The organism is Aeromicrobium sp. Root236, assembly GCF_001428805.1.
Taxonomy (GTDB): domain Bacteria; phylum Actinomycetota; class Actinomycetes; order Propionibacteriales; family Nocardioidaceae; genus Aeromicrobium.
The window spans coordinates 2,891,047-2,906,929 of sequence record NZ_LMIS01000001.1 but is presented as its reverse complement, the minus strand read 5'-3'; the positions used below and the strand labels follow the sequence as shown (position 1 = coordinate 2,906,929).

The 15,883-nt window shown below is 69.6% G+C and carries 15 protein-coding genes; 4 read left to right on the top strand and 11 right to left on the bottom strand.

The annotated features are described in order from the left end of the window. Positions 1-3: 3 nt before the first annotated feature. On the bottom strand, positions 4-864 hold the full coding sequence (locus tag ASE12_RS14595) for a phosphoribosylaminoimidazolesuccinocarboxamide synthase (protein WP_056402089.1): 861 nt from the start codon (positions 862-864) through the stop codon (positions 4-6). Between the two features lie 57 nt (positions 865-921). On the opposite strand from ASE12_RS14595, the gene ASE12_RS14590 reads away from it, so the two are divergent. Continuing rightward, positions 922-1,389 carry an SRPBCC family protein gene (locus tag ASE12_RS14590; RefSeq protein ID WP_056402086.1) on the top strand — a complete coding sequence of 156 codons (468 nt, stop codon included), beginning with the start codon at positions 922-924 and terminating at the stop codon, positions 1,387-1,389. On the opposite strand, the gene yidC is transcribed toward ASE12_RS14590, so the two are convergent. The 6 genes from yidC to ASE12_RS14560 all read right to left on the bottom strand — a co-directional run bounded on the left by yidC (position 1,381) and on the right by ASE12_RS14560 (position 8,998). Further along, complete coding sequence (gene yidC, locus ASE12_RS14585; protein WP_056402085.1) at positions 1,381-2,154, bottom strand: membrane protein insertase YidC; 774 nt, start codon at positions 2,152-2,154, stop codon at positions 1,381-1,383. The two genes, ASE12_RS14590 and yidC, sit on opposite strands and share 9 nt — an antisense overlap. An 18-nt stretch (positions 2,155-2,172) precedes the next feature. Next, positions 2,173-3,594, bottom strand: a complete 1,422-nt coding sequence (gene purB / locus ASE12_RS14580; protein ID WP_056402082.1) for an adenylosuccinate lyase — start codon at positions 3,592-3,594, stop codon at positions 2,173-2,175. Beyond that, positions 3,591-4,847: a phosphoribosylamine--glycine ligase gene (purD, locus tag ASE12_RS14575; protein WP_056402079.1), complete on the bottom strand. Its 1,257-nt coding sequence runs from the start codon at positions 4,845-4,847 to the stop codon at positions 3,591-3,593. The genes purB and purD overlap by 4 nt, the downstream gene beginning before the upstream one ends. A 72-nt stretch (positions 4,848-4,919) precedes the next feature. Then, entirely contained in the window at positions 4,920-6,950 is a 2,031-nt protein-coding gene (locus ASE12_RS14570; RefSeq protein ID WP_157412943.1) for a hypothetical protein, read from the bottom strand. 141 nt (positions 6,951-7,091) lie between these two features. Further along, a complete protein-coding gene (locus tag ASE12_RS14565; RefSeq protein WP_056402073.1) occupies positions 7,092-8,375 on the bottom strand; it encodes an adenylosuccinate synthase in 1,284 nt (427 codons plus the stop codon). Positions 8,376-8,464: 89 nt separating this feature from the next. Further along, the gene (locus ASE12_RS14560; RefSeq protein WP_056402070.1) at positions 8,465-8,998 is read right to left on the bottom strand and encodes a CGNR zinc finger domain-containing protein; all 534 of its coding nucleotides are present in this window, start codon (positions 8,996-8,998) and stop codon (positions 8,465-8,467) included. Between the two features lie 38 nt (positions 8,999-9,036). On the opposite strand from ASE12_RS14560, the gene ASE12_RS14555 reads away from it, so the two are divergent. After that, positions 9,037-10,005 (top strand): DMT family transporter, encoded by a 969-nt coding sequence (locus ASE12_RS14555; protein WP_056402067.1) that lies wholly within the window; start codon positions 9,037-9,039, stop codon positions 10,003-10,005. Between the two features lie 12 nt (positions 10,006-10,017). After that, entirely contained in the window at positions 10,018-10,902 is an 885-nt protein-coding gene (locus ASE12_RS14550) for a diacylglycerol kinase family protein (RefSeq protein ID WP_056402064.1), read from the top strand. A gap of 78 nt (positions 10,903-10,980) precedes the next feature. Here ASE12_RS14550 and ASE12_RS14545 read toward each other — a convergent pair whose 3' ends face one another. After that, entirely contained in the window at positions 10,981-11,394 is a 414-nt protein-coding gene (locus ASE12_RS14545; RefSeq protein WP_056402062.1) for a DUF3151 domain-containing protein, read from the bottom strand. Between the two features lie 22 nt (positions 11,395-11,416). After that, positions 11,417-12,913, bottom strand: a complete 1,497-nt coding sequence (locus ASE12_RS14540) for an MFS transporter (RefSeq protein WP_082582301.1) — start codon at positions 12,911-12,913, stop codon at positions 11,417-11,419. Positions 12,914-12,998: 85 nt separating this feature from the next. On the opposite strand from ASE12_RS14540, the gene ASE12_RS14535 reads away from it, so the two are divergent. Continuing rightward, positions 12,999-13,418 (top strand): MarR family winged helix-turn-helix transcriptional regulator, encoded by a 420-nt coding sequence (locus tag ASE12_RS14535; protein ID WP_056402059.1) that lies wholly within the window; start codon positions 12,999-13,001, stop codon positions 13,416-13,418. 7 nt (positions 13,419-13,425) lie between these two features. On the opposite strand, the gene fbaA is transcribed toward ASE12_RS14535, so the two are convergent. Together fbaA and ASE12_RS14525 are read right to left on the bottom strand one after the other, a co-directional pair. Continuing rightward, positions 13,426-14,451, bottom strand: coding sequence for a class II fructose-bisphosphate aldolase (gene fbaA, locus ASE12_RS14530; protein ID WP_255355482.1), 1,026 nt, complete (start codon positions 14,449-14,451; stop codon positions 13,426-13,428). Between the two features lie 62 nt (positions 14,452-14,513). Next, positions 14,514-15,875, bottom strand: coding sequence for an FAD-dependent oxidoreductase (locus ASE12_RS14525; RefSeq protein WP_056402054.1), 1,362 nt, complete (start codon positions 15,873-15,875; stop codon positions 14,514-14,516). Positions 15,876-15,883 lie beyond the last annotated feature (8 nt).

Below are 15,883 nucleotides of genomic sequence, written 5' to 3'. Positions count from 1 at the left end.
GGATCAGAACGTCTCGCCCGTCAGCTGCTCGTACGCCTGGACGTAGCGCTCACGGGTCTTCTCGACGATCTCTGCGGGCAACGCCGGCGGCTGCCGGTTGCTCTCACGGTCCCAGCCGCTCTCGGAGGTCATCCAGTCGCGGACGAACTGCTTGTCGTACGACGGCTGCGGCCGCCCCGGCTGCCAGGAGTCGGCAGGCCAGAATCGGGACGAGTCCGGGGTGAGCACCTCGTCGGCGAGGACGATCGTGCCGTCGGGACGCGCGCCGAACTCGAGCTTGGTGTCGGCCAGGATGATGCCGCGCTCGCGGGCGATGTCCTCGGCCCGCGCGTAGACGGCGAGAGTCAGGTCGCGCAGCGCCTCGGCGCTCTCAGCGCCGATCGTCTCGGTGATCTGCGCGAACGACACGTTCTCGTCGTGCTCGCCCAGATCGGCCTTGGTGGCCGGGGTGAAGATCGGCTCGGGCAGCCGCGAGGCGTCGACCAGCCCGGGCGGCAGCGGCACGCCGCACGTCTCGCCGGTCGCGTTGTAGTCGCGCAAGCCGGAACCGGTCAGGTAGCCCCGGGCCACGCACTCGACCGGGAACATGTCGAGCTTCTCGACGATCAGGGCCCGGCCGCGCACCCGCTCGGGCACCGCGGTCGACACGACGTGGTTGGGCACGATGTCGCTGAGCTGGTCGAACCACCACAGCGACATGCGCGTGAGGATCTCGCCCTTGTCGGGGATGCCTGGCGTCAGGAGGAAGTCGTAGGCCGAGATGCGGTCGGACGCGACCATGAGCAGATGGCCGTCCTGCACTTCGTACAGGTCGCGCACCTTGCCTGAGTGCAGGTGGCGGGCTCCGGGGATGTCGAGTGGCACAGGCTCAGACTAGTGGCGCGGTGGCGGGGTCGCGGCGGGCCGTCGCATGATGGGCAGGTGACCGGACGGACCGACACCGCGACCAGGCGGATCAACGCCACGACCGAGGCCCTCTACCGGGCCCTGACCGACGCAGAGGCGCGCGTCCGGTGGCTCCCACCCACAGGCATGAGCGCCCGGATGGAGCGGTACGACCTGAGGGTCGGCGGCGGCTATCGCATGGTGCTGACGTACGACGACCCGTCGGGCGAGATCGGCAAGAGCACCGCCGACTCCGACGTCGTCGAGGCCACGTTCGTCGAGCTCGTCGACGGGGAGCGTGTGGTCGAGGCGATCGAGTTCGAGTCCGACGACGCGGCGTTCGCGGGGACCATGACGATGACGTGGCAGCTCACGCCCATGGCCGCCGGCACCGAGGTCAGCATCGTGGCCTCGGGCGTACCCACCGGCATCTCCCCCATCGACCACGCGACCGGCATGCAGTCGTCGCTGGCCAATCTCGCCGCCTACGTCGAGTCAGCCTGATCCTGGCTCGTCACGCAGGAGACGCTGTTGCCCCACGGTCCACAGCTTGGACGTGGCCCAGAAGATCAGGACGCCGATCGACAGCACGAGGCTGACCGCGGCCATGGCGACGAGCAGCACGTAGAGCGTGACCTGCCGCTTCTGCTCGACCACGCCCGTCGGCATCACGGGCGCCGGCAGCTGGGCTGCCTCCTGCCGCTGGGCGATGACGTGGGTGACGCACATGACCGCGATCAGCACCGCGGCCAGGACCGCGGCGTCGCTGTCCGCATGGTCGACCATTGAGTCCGCGACCCTCGCTCCGGCGACCTTGGCCTGCGAGAGGGACGACGCGTCGCCGTCGGTCAGGAAGCCTCTCCGGAAGGACTCACCCGGTGCCGCGTGCTTGTCCACCGCGTCTATCATCCGGGCCAGCACGACCAGGACCAGGCCCAGCAGGAGGAGGGGGATCAGCGAGATCAGCGGCCTGAACCCCACGGCCTTGAGGAGCTTCATCTGTTCCTGCGCGAGCAGCTCGCGATCGTGACCGTAGGTCTGCTCCAACGCCTTGATCTGTGGCTCGAGCTTCCGCAGCTCGCGGCGCGTGCGGAGCTGCTGGACGTACAACGGCAGGAGCAGGATGCGGATCGTCACGGCGGTCCCGACGATCGCCAGCGCCCAGGCCCAACCGGGATCAGCAGCACTGAAGATCTTGTGCCAGGCCAGCAACGGGGCCGAGACGACGTAGTCGAGCGGCGTCAGAACAGCATCCAGGAAGTCCGACATGGCGCCCTTCCGCGAGAACTACAGGATCGAACCAGGAGTGTAGGCCGCAGCTTCCGGGTTGGCGGCCAGAATCTGCTCGATGCGGCTGACCACCGCCTGCACCTGGCTGACCGCTGCACCGGTGAAGTCGATCGGCGACGCCACGAGGCTGGCGAGGTCGGCCTCCGACAGGCCGAGACGCTCGTCGGCGGCGAGGCGGGCGAACAGGTCGTTCTCGGCCGCACCCTTCTCGCGCATCTCGAGGGCGACGGCGACGGCGTGCTGCTTGACCGCGTCGTACGCCGTCTCGCGGCCCTGACCGTTGCGGACCGATGCCATGAGCACCTTGGTCGTCGCGAGGAACGGCAGGTAGCGGTCGAGCTCGCGCTGGATCACGGCCGGGAACACGCCGAACTCGTCGAGCACCGTCAGGAACGTCTCGAACAGTCCGTCGGCGGCGTAGAACGCGTCGGGCAGGGCGACCCGGCGGACGACCGAGCACGACACGTCGCCCTCGTTCCACTGGTCGCCGGCGAGCTCGCCGATCATCGAGGCATAGCCGCGCAGCACGACTGCGAGCCCGTTGACGCGCTCGCACGAGCGGGTGTTCATCTTGTGCGGCATCGCGCTGGACCCGACCTGGCCGGGGCGGAAGCCCTCGGTGACGGTCTCGTTGCCGGCCATGAGCCGGATCGTGGTGGCGAGGTTGGACGGCGCGGCGACGAGCTGGACCAGCGCCGTGACGACGTCGTAGTCGAGGGATCGCGGATAGACCTGGCCGACGCTCGTCAGCACCTTGTCGAAGCCGAGGTGGCGGGCGACGCGCACCTCGAGCTCGGCGAGCTTGGCCTCGTCGCCGCCCAACAGGTCGAGCTGGTCCTGGCTCGTGCCGACCGGGCCCTTGATGCCGCGCAGCGGGTAGCGGGCGATGAGGTCGTCGAGCCGGTCGATCGCGACCATGAGCTCGTCGGCAACCGTCGCGAAACGCTTGCCGAGCGTCGTGGCCTGCGCGGCGACGTTGTGGCTGCGGCCGGCCATCACGAGCTCGGCGTGCTCCGAGGCGAGGCGACCGAGCCGGCCCAGGGTGGCGATCGCACGGTCGCGCATCAGCTCGAGCGACGCCTTGATCTGCAGCTGCTCGACGTTCTCGGTGAGGTCGCGCGACGTCATGCCCTTGTGGATGTGCTCGGTGCCGGCGAGCGCCGCGAACTCCTCGATGCGGGCCTTGACGTCGTGGCGCGTGACCTTCTCGCGGGCGGCGATCGAGGCGAGGTCGACGCGATCGATGACCGACTCGTACGACTCGATGACGCCGTCGGGGGTCTCGACGCCGAGGTCCTTCTGGGCCTTGAGCACCGCGATCCAGAGCCGGCGCTCGAGCACGATCTTGTGCTCCGGCGACCAGATGCGCGCCACCTCGGGCGAGGCGTAGCGGCTGGCCAGGACGTTCGGTGTGCTCACAGCTCTATTGTCCCCTGCTCCGCCGCGAGGGCGATGTCGGTCCGGTGGTGGGCTCCGCGGATGCTGATGAGGCCGACGCCCTCGTACGCCTTGCGGCGAGCCTCGGCGAGGTCAGCACCGACAGCAGTGACCGACAGGACACGGCCGCCGGCGGTCACGATCGTGCCGTCGCGCAGCGCGGTGCCGGCGTGGATGACGTCGACGCCGTCGAGCTCGGCGACGCGGTCGAGGCCCTCGATCGGGTCACCGGTGTTGGGTGACTCGGGATAGCCCTCTGAGGCCACGACGACCGTCACCGACGAGTCGCTCGACCACTGCGGCAGGCCGACCTCGGCGAGGCCACCCGTCGCCGCACCGTGCAGCAGCGCCGACAGGGGCGTGCGCAGCAGCGCGAGGATCGACTGGGTCTCGGGATCGCCGAACCGGGCATTGAACTCGATGACCCGCACGCCGCGGCTGGTCAGCGCAAGGCCGGCGTAGAGCAGGCCCTGGAACGGCGTGCCACGACGGGCCATCTCCTGCACGGTCGGCACGAGCACCCGCCGCGACACCTCCGCGACGAGGTCGTCGGGTGCCCACGGCAGCGGCGTGTAGGCACCCATGCCACCGGTGTTGGGTCCTTCGTCGCCGTCGAGGGCGCGCTTGAAGTCCTGCGCCGGCTGCAACGGCAGCACGGTCTCGCCGTCGGTGATCGCGAACAGCGACACCTCGGGGCCGTCGAGGAACTCCTCGATGACGACCCGGTCGCAGGCAGCGGCGTGGTCGATCGCGGCCTGCCGGTCGGTCGTCACGACGACACCCTTGCCGGCGGCCAGCGCATCGTCCTTGACGACATACGGAGGGCCGAACGAGTCGAGCGCGGCCTCGACCTGCTCCGCCGTCTCGCACACGTGCGCGAGAGCCGTCGGCACCTCGGCGCCGGCCATGACCTGCTTGGCGAACGCCTTGGAGCCCTCGAGCTGCGCGGCGGCCTTGGACGGGCCGAAGCAGGCGATGCCCGCATCGCGTACGGCATCGGCGACGCCGGCGACCAGCGGCGCCTCGGGGCCGATGACGACCAGGTCGGCGCCGAGCTCGGTGGCGAGCGCGGCCACGGCCGCACCGTTCATCGCGTCGACGTCGTGCAGGGTGGCGACGGCGGCGATGCCGGGGTTGCCCGGTGCCGCGTGCACCTCGGTGACCTGCGGGTCGCGGGACAGCGCGAGGGCCAGGGCGTGCTCACGGCCGCCGGAGCCGATGACGAGAGTCTTCACGGGGGTCGAGCCTATCGGCAACGAGCAGGGGCCCCGCCTCTCGGCGGAGCCCCTCTCGGATGACGCGTGCTGCTACTTGGTGACGGTGATCGACTTCAACACGGTCGACGTGCTGGCCTGGTCGGTTCCGTAGAACGTGACCCGGATGTTGCTCGTGCCCGACTTGAGCAGCGGGAGGTGCAGCGTGTACGTCCCGTTCGCCCGTACCGTCGTCGTCGCGACGACCTTGGCGCGGTAGACCACCTTGACCGTCCCGCCCGCGACCGCGGCACCGCCGGGCGCCGTGACCGTGCCGTAGACGATGACGTGGCTTCGGACCGACGGCTTGCTGTTGCTGAGCTTGACGATCTTGGTCGTCGACGTGACCTTGGCGAACGTGCTCTTCACACCGTTCCAGGTGATGCTTCTGACGACACCGTTGCCACCGGCATCGGAGTAGACCCCGAAGGCCAGCACCTTGTAGGAGCCGATCGAGCTCAGGATGTCCCCGAGCTGCGCAGGCGTGTTGGCCGGCAGGTCGCCCAGGGGCTTGCTGGAGACCCACTCGTCGCCGAGGTGGAACGTGTTGACGCCCACGTCCGCCTTCGCCTGGGGTCGCAGCGTCGCGAACTGCGTGTTGCCGTCGGCGTCCTCGAAGAACACCGGCACCTGGAAGTGCACGTCACCGCTCACGACGTCGTAGGAGCCCGTCCGCAGCGCCTCGGCCAGGTCCACGTTGCGGTCGTCCGTGTTCTTGCTGTTGTCGGCGTAGCCCTTGATGACCTGCGAGCGGGTCGCGCCGAGGTTCAGCACACCGTTCGCGATCCTGGCGACACCCTCAGCGGCACCCTGGTGCCATCCGGCGTACACGCTCTCGTCGGGGGCGATCCCGTTCGGCATGACGTTGCTCGCAGTCGGCGCGGCCGGCGCGTCGGCGAACGTCGTGGACGTCCGGCCGAACGTGATGTGCGAGACCACTGCGGACGTGCCCGGAGTGGTCAGGACGCCGTAGGCGATGACCTTGTAGTTGCCGAGCGCGGCCACGATGTCGCTGAGCCGTGCGTTGGTGTTGGCCGGGATGTCCGCGTTGATCGCCTTGCTCGACTGCCACTGCTGATCGAGGGACAGCGCTCCGTCGGTGCCGTTGTTGCGCAGGGTGGCGAACTGGACGCCACCGCCGTTGTCGAAGCGCAGCGCGATCTGGAAGAACGCCGCACCCGACTCGACGTCATAGCTGGCGTCCGGGATGACACCAGCGAGGTTGGCGTTGACGGCCGTGAGGTTGGTGCTGGTGTTGTTGTAGCCCTTGATCACCTGCGAACGCCCCGACAGCTCGACGCCCTCGCCGGTCACCTGCTGTCGACCGGTCGCGTTCTCGTAGCCCTGGTGCCAGGACGCGTAGTTGTTGGCCGTCTCCTCGTTCGCGACCTCGGAGTCGGTGACCGTGTCGTTGCTGACCGCGTCGGCGGCGAACTCGTACGTGTCGCCGTCGAACGTGATCGACGAGACCGCCGAGGTGTGACCGACGTCGGTCAGCACGCCGAAGGCGATCGTCTTGTAGATGCTGGCGCCACCGTCGAGAGCGCCGACGATGGTCGACAGCGTGGTGGGCGTGTTGGCGGCGATCGTGCCGAACGCCTTGCTCGAGACCCATGAGTCGCTCAGGCCGATCGTGGTGGGGCCGTCCGCCGCGACGGCTGGACGCAGCGTCGTGAAGACGGCGGGATCGCTGCCCGCCGCACCATCGGAGTCGACGAACAGCGGCACCTGGAAGTACGCCTGGCCCTGTGCCACGTCGTACGACGCACCGTTGAGCGCCGTGCCGAGATCGGCGTTGACGCCGTCCTTGGCCAGGTCCACGTTGTCGTTGTCGGTGTAGCCGTTGATGATCTGCGAACGACCGATCGACGACAGCCCTTGCGACGAGATGCCCGAGGCGTAGCGCGCATCGGCGTATCCCTGGTGCCAGCCCGCGTACGTCGTCTCGTCGGGACGAATGTCGGAGGCGTGCACGGCAACCGTGTCGGCCTGGGCCGGAGACGTGAGCAACAGGCTCGTGCTGATGAGGGCACCGGCGGCTGCGCCGGCGCTGAGGCGCCGGAGCGCAACTGATCTGGTGGGCATGGTTTCCCGTGCGTGGGCCAAACGGACCCGCGGCGCATTCCCCCGAGGGCGGACGTCGCGAAAATGCGACGACCTGTATCAGTTGTACGCTTGTTTCACTTTTGCCGTGGGCTTACTGCGAAACGGCCGCGTGCCCACCTCTCAGAGCAGGTCGTGACGGACGATCGTCTGCTCGCGGTCGGGGCCGACGCCGATCGTCGAGATCCGCGCACCCGAGATCTTCTCGAGCTCCAGCACGTACGTCTGCGCGGCCTTCGGCAGGTCCTCGAACGTACGAGCGCCGGAGATGTCCTCGTGCCAGCCCTCGAAGTACTCGTAGACCGGCTTGGCGTGGTGGAACCCGGTCTGCGTCATCGGCATCTCGTCGACCCGCTCGCCGTCGACGTCGTACGCGACACACACCGGGATGCGGTCCCAGCCGGTCAGCACGTCGAGCTTGGTGAGCACGAAGTCCGTGACGCCGTTGATGCGGGCGGCGTAGCGCGCGATCGGCGCGTCGTACCAGCCGCACCGGCGCGGACGGCCGGTCGTCGTGCCGAACTCGGCGCCGTTCTTGCGCAGCTGCTCGCCGTCGTCGTCGAACAGCTCGGTGGGGAACGGGCCCTCGCCGACGCGCGTCGCGTACGCCTTGACGATGCCGATGACGCGGGTGATCTCGGTCGGCGCGATGCCCGAGCCGGTGCACGCGCCGCCGGTCGTCGCCGACGACGAGGTCACGAAGGGGTAGGTGCCGTGGTCGACGTCGAGCAGAGTGGCCTGGCCCGCCTCGAGCAGCACGGTCTTGTCGGCGGCGAGCGCCTCGTGCAGCAGCAGCGGGGTGTCGGCCATCATCGGGCGGAGCCGGTCGACGTACGACAACAGCTCCTCGACGATCTCGTCGACCTCGACGGCGCGACGGTTGTAGATCTTGGTGAGGATCTGGTTCTTGAGCTCGAGCGCCCCCTCGACCTTCTGGCGCAGGATCTTCTCGTCGAACAGGTCCTGCACGCGGATGCCGAGGCGGTTCATCTTGTCGGCGTACGTCGGCCCGATGCCGCGACCGGTCGTGCCGATCTTGCGGCTGCCGAGGAACCGCTCGGCGACCTTGTCCATCGTGCGGTTGTAGTCCGCGATGACGTGGGCGTTGGAGCTGATGACGAGCTTCGAGGTGTCGATGCCGCGTTCGTTGAGCCCGTCGATCTCCTCGAACAGCACCTTGAGGTCGACCACGACGCCGTTGCCGATGACCGGCACGCAGCCGGGGCTGAGGATGCCGCTGGGCAGGAGGTGCAGGGCGTACTTCTGGTCGCCGATGACGACCGTGTGCCCGGCGTTGTTGCCGCCGTTGAACTTCACGACATAGTCGACACGGCTGCCGAGGATGTCCGTGGCCTTGCCTTTGCCTTCGTCGCCCCACTGGGCTCCGACGATCACGACTGCGGGCATGGGATGCACCCCTCACACATGCGACAAGCCCCGGTCTCGCGGGGCTCTTACCGAGGCAGTCTAGCGGAATCGGGCGCCGTGAGCGCGGCTCAGTTCGCCTGGCGGGCGCGGTACGCCGCCACGGCTGCGCGATTGCTGCAGGTCGTGCTGCAGAACCGGCGGGACCGGTTGCGCGACAGGTCCAGGACCAGGCCCTCGCAGTCGGCGTCGGCGCAGACGCCGAGTCGCGACAGCTCGTCGCCACGGATCACGTCGATCATCGCCATCGCGGTCTCGACGAGGATGCGTACGTCGAGTGAGCGGTCGTCCTCGACGGCGTGCAGGTGCCAGTCGGTGTCGCCGTGGCGCACCAGCTGCGGGAGGGCCCGTGCCTCGGCCAGGATCTGGTTGACCTGCTGCACGGCATCGTCGCGAGAGCTGGTCAGCAGCGTGCGCAGCCGCGGCAGGATGCGGTGCACGGCGTCGAGCTCGGCCTGGTCGCCGTCGAGCTTGCCCGTGTAGTTGTGCTTCACGAAGAACGCGCCCAGCTCCGCCGTCGTCGTCATCGTGACGGGCGGCTCGGCCGAGTTGACGAGCTCCACGGCGGCAACCAGCGCACCCTCCGTGTCATAGGCAAAGACCATGTTGACACCTTACATCCGCCGCCGTAGTGTCATGTGTCATGACCGCTTTGGCTGATGACAGCACCCGGACGCCACTGTCCCGCCGCACCTCGGGCATCGGCCTCGCGGTGCTCGCCGCGGCATCGTTCGCACTGTCCGGCCCTCTGGCCAAGGCCATGATCGACTCGGGCTGGACCGCCGGCTCGGCCGTCACGGTCCGCATCCTGATCGCCGGAGGCGTGCTGATCGTCCCGGCCCTGATCGTGCTGCGCGGTCGCTGGTCGCTCCTGCGCCGCAACGCGGGGTTGATCATCGCGTACGGCCTCATCGCCGTCGCCGGGTGCCAGCTGGCGTACTTCAACGCCGTCGACCACATGCAGGTCGGCGTCGCGATCCTCATCGAGTTCACCGCCCCGGTCGCCGTGATCGGCTGGATGTGGTTCCGGCACGGTCAGCGGCCGAGCCGTCTGACGATCACCGGCGCGGTGCTCGCGATCGCCGGGCTCATGCTGGTGCTGGACCTGGTGTCCGGTGCCGACGTCGACCCGATCGGCATGGTGTGGGCGCTCGGCGCGATGGCCGGAGCGGCGTTCTACTGGATCATCTCCGCCGACGAGGACAACGGACTGCCCGGCATCGTGCTCGCCGCCGGCGGGCTGCTGTTCGGTGGCGTGACCCTCCTGCTCGCCGGGCTCGTCGGCATCGTGCCGCTCGCCACCTCCCGCGCGGACGTCACCCTCGCGGGGTCGGAGTGGCCGTGGTGGCTGCCCGTCGTGACGCTCGGCGTGGTCACGGCCGGGCTCGCATACGTCCTGGGCATTGCGGCGACCCGGCGCCTCGGCTCCAGGCTGGCGTCGTTCGTCGGCCTCACGGAAGCGGTCGCCAGCGTGCTGTTCGCCTGGCTCCTACTTGACGAGGCCCCGCGGGCCATCCAGTTCGCCGGCGGTCTGCTGATCCTGCTCGGCGTCATCGCCGTACGCCTCGGCGAGCCCGCGACTGAGCATGCCCAGGAGCCCGTTGCGCCGTAGGGTTGCGGTCTCATGACCTCACTCCTCGCGATCGCCAACGCCGACGCCGGCACCGCCGACGAGCAGGCCATCGCCGCCGTCGTCGAGGCGTGGCACGGGTTCGACGTCGAGCTGGTGACCACCTCGTCGCCCGAAGACCTCGCCGAGGCGCTCGCCGCGCATCCCTCCGTCGACGGCGTCGTGGTGCTCGGCGGCGACGGCAGCCTGCACGCCGTCGTCGACGCTCTCCGGTCGGCCGGCCGCCTCGACGTCGTCGTCGGCCTCGTGCCGCTCGGCACCGGCAACGACTTCGCCACGACGCTCGCACTTCCGGAGGACCCGGTCGACGCCGCGAAGGTCGTCGCCGCCGGGCGCACCCGCGCGATCGACCTGATCATCGACGGCCGGGACGAGGTCGTGGTCAACGCCGCCCACATCGGCATCGGTGCCGAGGCCGCCAAGGCAGCCCGGCCGTGGAAGAAGGCCCTCGGTCCGGTCGGCTACGTCGTCGGCGCGGTGCTCACGGGCGTGCGCGGGCTCACCCAGCCGGGTGCCCGCCTCCGCATCACGGTCGACGGCAAGCCGCTGACCCGCAAGGAGCCGGTCATCCAGGTCGCCGTCGGCAACGGCGGCTACGTCGGGGGCGGCACCGCGCTGCTCCCCGAGGCGGACCCGTCCGACGGCAAGCTGGACGTCGCCGTCTCCTACACCGAGTCACCGCGGCGCCGCATCGCGTACGCCTGGCACGTCCGCCGCGGCGACCACCACCGGCGCGACGACGTCGTCTACCTCCGGGGCACCGAGGTCGAGGTGCGCGGCGACGAGCTGGCCTGCACCAGCGACGGCGAGCTCACCGGCCCGAGCGCCGAGCACTCGTGGCGCATCGAGCCCGCCGCCCTGACGATGTACGTCCCTTAGTCCTTCTTCGGGCTTGTTGCTCAGCCCTTCGGGCCACTCGGCCTGCTGCTCAGCCCTTCGGGCTACTCGGCTTGTTGCTCAGCCCTTCGGGCTGACGAGCTCGGCGTACGCCTCGGGGCTCGACTCGTGCAGGAACTCGCGGCAGCGGTGCGCCTCACCCGTGTCGCCGAACCGCTCGGACGCGTCCGCGAGGGCCACGAGCGAGCGGAGGAACGGGCGGTTGGGCTCGTGGTTCCACGGCAGCGGGCCGTGACCCTTCCAGCCGTTGCGGCGCAGCAGGTCGAGCGAGCGGTGGTAGCCCGTGCGCGCGAACGCATAACCCTCGAGGTCGAGCCCGTCGGCCAACGCCAGCTCGGCGAGCGTGACCCAGGCGAGCGCCGAGTCCGGGTGGGTGGCGGCCACGTTCTTGGGGTCGTCACCCTCGGCCAGGGACGCTGCGCCGGGGTCTTCAGGCAGCAGGGTTGCGGGCGGTTCACCGAACAAGTTCGTCATGCCCGCACCCTACGGCCTCGGCTCAACAGGCCACGCAGTCCTCCAGCTCGCGGTCGACCGCGACCGGGACGAGCTCGGGCGCCGGCCGGCGGAAGCCGACCACCGCGAGCGTGCTGAGCACGCCGACCACGGTGAGCCCGACGATGACCTGGATCGCCGTCGTCATGCCGGGCAGCAGCGCGTCAGGCTTGGCCACCGTGTCGCCGGCGCCGATCACGGCCGAGATCACCGCAAGCATCACGGCACCACCGATCTGCAGGCTCGTGTTGACCAGCCCGGAGGCCAGGCCCTGCTCGTGATCGGCGACCCCGGCCGTGGCCTGGGAGTTGATCGACGGGAAGCACAGCGCGAAGCCGAGCCCCAGCAGCAGCATCGTCGGCAGCAGGAAGTTGGCGTACGCCATGCCGGGCGACACCCGGAGGAACAGGGCGTACCCGATCGCGAACGACGTCAGTCCGGCGGCGATCACCAGACGCGTGTCGAAGCGCTGCAGCACCGAGCCCATCTTGACGACACTGGCGACGACCAGGATGCCGGCCGGCAGGAAGCCGAGCGCCATCGCGAGCGGCGACCAGCCCAGGGCGTTCTGCAGGTAGAGCGTGACGACGAACTGGAACGACACGTACGCGCCGAACATCACGGCGCCAGCCAGGTTGGCGTGCACCACGCGGGCCGAGCGCAGGATGCCGAGGCGTACGAGCGGGTGGTCGTGCCGCAGCTCGACGGCGACGAACAGCGCAGCGAGCGCGATGCTGGCTGCCAGCAGGCCGAGCGTCGCGACGCTGGTCCAGCCGCGCTCCGGTGCCTCGACGACGGCGTACACGAGGATCAGCAGCGACGCCGTGCTGGTGAAGGCGCCGACGAGGTCGAAGTGCTTGAGCGACGAGGCCTGGCGCTCAGCGCGCGGCACGACCTTGAGTCCGGCGAACAGCAGCAGCAGTGCCGCCGGGCCGGGCAGCAGGAACGTCATGCGCCAGCCGAGCTCGGTGAGCAGCCCGCCGAAGACGAGGCCCATCGAGAAGCCGCTGGCCCCGCAGACGGTGTAGATGCTGAGCGCACGGTTGCGGGCCGGGCCCTCGGCGAATGTCGTCGTGATGATCGACAGGCCGGCCGGCACGGTGAACGCCGCGGCGACACCCTTGACGAAGCGGAGCGAGATCAGCGCCAGGTCGTTGCTGAGGAACGCGCTGACGACCGAGGCGATGCCGAACGCGCCGACGGCGAAGAGGAACACCGAACGCCGGCCCAGCAGGTCCGCGGATCGGCCGCCGAGCAGCAGCAGGCCGCCGTAGCCGAGCACGTAGCCGGAGACGATCCACTGCAGGGCCGACGGGGACATGTGGAGGTCCTCGCCGATCGACGGGAGGGCGACGCCGACCATCGAGATGTCGAGGCCGTCGAGGAAGAGCGCACCGGCGAGGACGACGAGGAGCACCCAGGTGCGGCTCGACCATCCGGTGCCCTCGGTGACATGGAGGGTTGGGGAGTCAGGCTTGGTGCCTGTCAGAACTGAGGTCATGCCTCACAGTCTTATGCACGTGCATCTAATGCGCAAGCAACTAATGCATGAACATCTTATGCGGACGCGGTGATATCCTTCACACGTGTCCAAGGTGTCCGATGAGAAGCTCGCCCAGTCGTGGCACGAGCTGATGGGTCGCTACAACCAGCTGAGCTGCCGGCTCGATCGTGAGCTCGGTGCGCAGCACGACCTGAGCTCGAGCGAGTTCGAGGTCCTGCAGGTGCTGCACAACGCCGCCGAGAAGGTCCGCATGGCGTTCCTCGCCGAGCAGGTGCACCTGAGCCAGAGCGCGCTGTCACGCCTCGTGAGCCGGCTGGAGAACGACGGACTGGTCTGCCGCAACACGTGCACCGACGACCGTCGCGCGCAGTGGACCGAGATCACCCAGGCAGGCCGGGAGCGCTACGAGGCGGCCCGGCCCACGCATCGCAAGATCCTCCGCGAGGAAGCCGGCGACTGCGCGGAGCTCGCGGCCGGCGTGCTGCTGCCCGCCGACCGCTGAGCCTGCGTCAGAGCTTGGTGCCGGCGCTGCGGAGGTTGGCGCACGCCTCGGCGACACGCGACGCCATGCCGGCCTCGGCGGCCTTGCCCCAGGCACGCGGGTCGTACGCCTTCTTGTTGCCGACCTCGCCGTCGATCTTGAGCACGCCGTCGTAGTTGGTGAACATGTGCCCGACGACCGGACGGGTGAAGGCGTACTGCGTGTCGGTGTCGACGTTCATCTTGACGACGCCGTAGTCGACCGCCGCCGAGATCTCCTCGGGCAGCGAGCCCGAGCCGCCGTGGAACACGAGGTCGAACGGGTGGTCCTTGCCGTACTTCTCACCGACGACCTGCTGCGCCGTCTCGAGCACCTCGGGGCGCAGCTTGACGCCGCCGGGCTTGTAGACGCCGTGCACGTTGCCGAACGTCAGGGCGGTGAGGTAGCGGCCGTTCTCTCCGAGGCCCAGCGCCTCAGCCGTGGCGAGGGCGTCCTCAGGCGTCGAGTAGAGCTTGTCGTCGATCGCACCGACGACGCCGTCCTCCTCGCCGCCGACGACGCCGATCTCGACCTCGAGGATGATGCCGGCCGCGTGACAGCGGGCCAGCAGCTCCTTGGCGATCTCGAGGTTCTCGTCGAGCGGCACGGCCGAGCCGTCCCACATGTGCGACTGGAAGTAGGGCAGTCCGCCGGACTTGACCCGCTCCTCGGACGCCGCGACGAGCGGGCGCACGAAGCCGTCGAGCTTGTCCTTGGGGCAGTGGTCGGTGTGCAGCGCGACGTTGACCGGGTAGTTCTTGGCGACCTCTTCGGCGTACGCGGCGAAGGCCAGCGAGCCGGTGACCATGTTCTTGACCGTGGGACCGGAGAAGTACTCGGCGCCACCGGTCGAGACCTGGAGGATGCCGTCGCTCTCGGCCTCGGCGAAGCCTGCGAGTGCCGCGTTGAGGGTCTGCGAGGACGAGACGTTGATGGCCGGGAACGCGAACGACTCGCGCTTGGCCTTGTCGAGCATCTCGGCGTAGACCTCGGGTGTGGCGACGGGCATGCGAATCTCCTGGGTGGCTGGCGAGGGGTGCGGAGACCAGTATCCCAGTCCCCGTGGTTACGGGCGAGTCACCCCAGCGCCTTGACCGCTGCCCGCGCGGCAACCTGGATCGGGCTCCACACCGAGGAGAACGGCGGGGCGTACGCCAGGTCGAGCATCACGATGTCGTCGACCGTCATCTCGGCGGCGAGCGCCGTCGCGGCCACGTCGATCCGCAGCGCCGAGTCCTCGCCGCCGACGATCTGTGCGCCCAGCAGGCGACGTGTCGCCCGGTCGGCGATCATCACCACCGTCATGGTCTCCGGGTCGGGCATGTATCCCGCGAAGTTGGTCGTCTCGATGCTCACGGTCAGGGGGTCGAACCCTGCGTCGCGGGCCTGCCGCTCCCCCAGCCCCGTGCGCGAGACCTCGAGGGCGCAGAACTTGGTGATCGCCGTGCCCACGACCCCGGGGAAGCTCACCCGCGGTGCCGCTCCGGCGACGTCGGCGAGGATGCTGACGGCCGCGACGAGTCCCTGCTTGTTGGCGTGAGTGCCGAGCGGGACGTGGATCAGGTCGCCGGTCACCCGGTCCTTGGTGACGACGCAGTCGCCGGCGGCCCAGATGTCGTCGAAGCCGACGACCCGCTGGTGCTCGTCGACGACGATGCCGTCCTTGGCGCCGAGGGGTAGACCCGCATCGCCCGCCAGCGCCGACCGGGCCGTGACGCCGAGCCCGAGGACCACGAGGTCGGCCTCGATCGAGTCGTCCTCGGTGTCCACCGCGCTGACCCGGCCGTCGTCGTCCAGCTTGAACCCGGTGACCGCCGTGTCGGACAGCAGCCGGATGCCGTGCTTGCGCATCGCGGCAGCGACCTTCTCGCCGAGCCGCGGCTCGATGATCGACAGCGGCGTCTTCGACCGGTCGATGACGGTCGTGTCGAAGCCGCGGGCCACGCACGCCTCCGCGATCTCGAGGCCGACGTAGCCGGAACCGACGACCACGACCTTCTCCGGCCGCTTCGCCAGGCCGTCGATCAGCGCCTGCCCGTCGTCGAGCGTCTGCACGCCGTAGATGCCCGCCCCCTCGATGCCAGGGAGGTCGGGTCGTACGGGCTCGGCACCCGTGGCGATGACGAGCCGGTCGTACGGCAGGTCGTTGCCGCCGAGGATCGACACGGTGTGCGCGACGGGGTCGATCGCCGTCGCCTCGACCCCCATGCGCACGTCGATGCCGTTGTCCAGGTGGGCCTGCACGCTCCGCGCGACGAGCGCCTCGGGCGACTCGACCTCGCCGGAGATCCAGTAGGGGATGCCGCACGCCGAGTACGACGTCCAGGTCCCCCGCTCCAGCACGACCACCTCGTGGTCCGCCGGCAGCTGCCGACGCAGCGCCGAGGCGACGGTCATGCCGGCGGCGTCTCCCCCGATGACGACCACGCGTTGACTCATGGTGCGAG

What these genes read in the sequence shown, in the direction of transcription:
- ASE12_RS14545 (WP_056402062.1), bottom strand. Translation starts at nt 11,394, where the DNA reads ATGACGAACTTGTTCGGTGAACCGCCCGCAACCCTGCTGCCTGAAGAC.
- ASE12_RS14565 (WP_056402073.1), bottom strand. Translation starts at nt 8,375, where the DNA reads ATGCCCGCAGTCGTGATCGTCGGAGCCCAGTGGGGCGACGAAGGCAAA.
- ASE12_RS14570 (WP_157412943.1), bottom strand. Translation starts at nt 6,950, where the DNA reads ATGCCCACCAGATCAGTTGCGCTCCGGCGCCTCAGCGCCGGCGCAGCC.
- ASE12_RS14560 (WP_056402070.1), bottom strand. Translation starts at nt 8,998, where the DNA reads ATGGTCTTTGCCTATGACACGGAGGGTGCGCTGGTTGCCGCCGTGGAG.
- ASE12_RS14555 (WP_056402067.1), top strand. Translation starts at nt 9,037, where the DNA reads ATGACCGCTTTGGCTGATGACAGCACCCGGACGCCACTGTCCCGCCGC.
- ASE12_RS14550 (WP_056402064.1), top strand. Translation starts at nt 10,018, where the DNA reads ATGACCTCACTCCTCGCGATCGCCAACGCCGACGCCGGCACCGCCGAC.
- yidC (WP_056402085.1), bottom strand. Translation starts at nt 2,154, where the DNA reads ATGTCGGACTTCCTGGATGCTGTTCTGACGCCGCTCGACTACGTCGTC.
- ASE12_RS14525 (WP_056402054.1), bottom strand. Translation starts at nt 15,875, where the DNA reads ATGAGTCAACGCGTGGTCGTCATCGGGGGAGACGCCGCCGGCATGACC.
- ASE12_RS14540 (WP_082582301.1), bottom strand. Translation starts at nt 12,913, where the DNA reads ATGACCTCAGTTCTGACAGGCACCAAGCCTGACTCCCCAACCCTCCAT.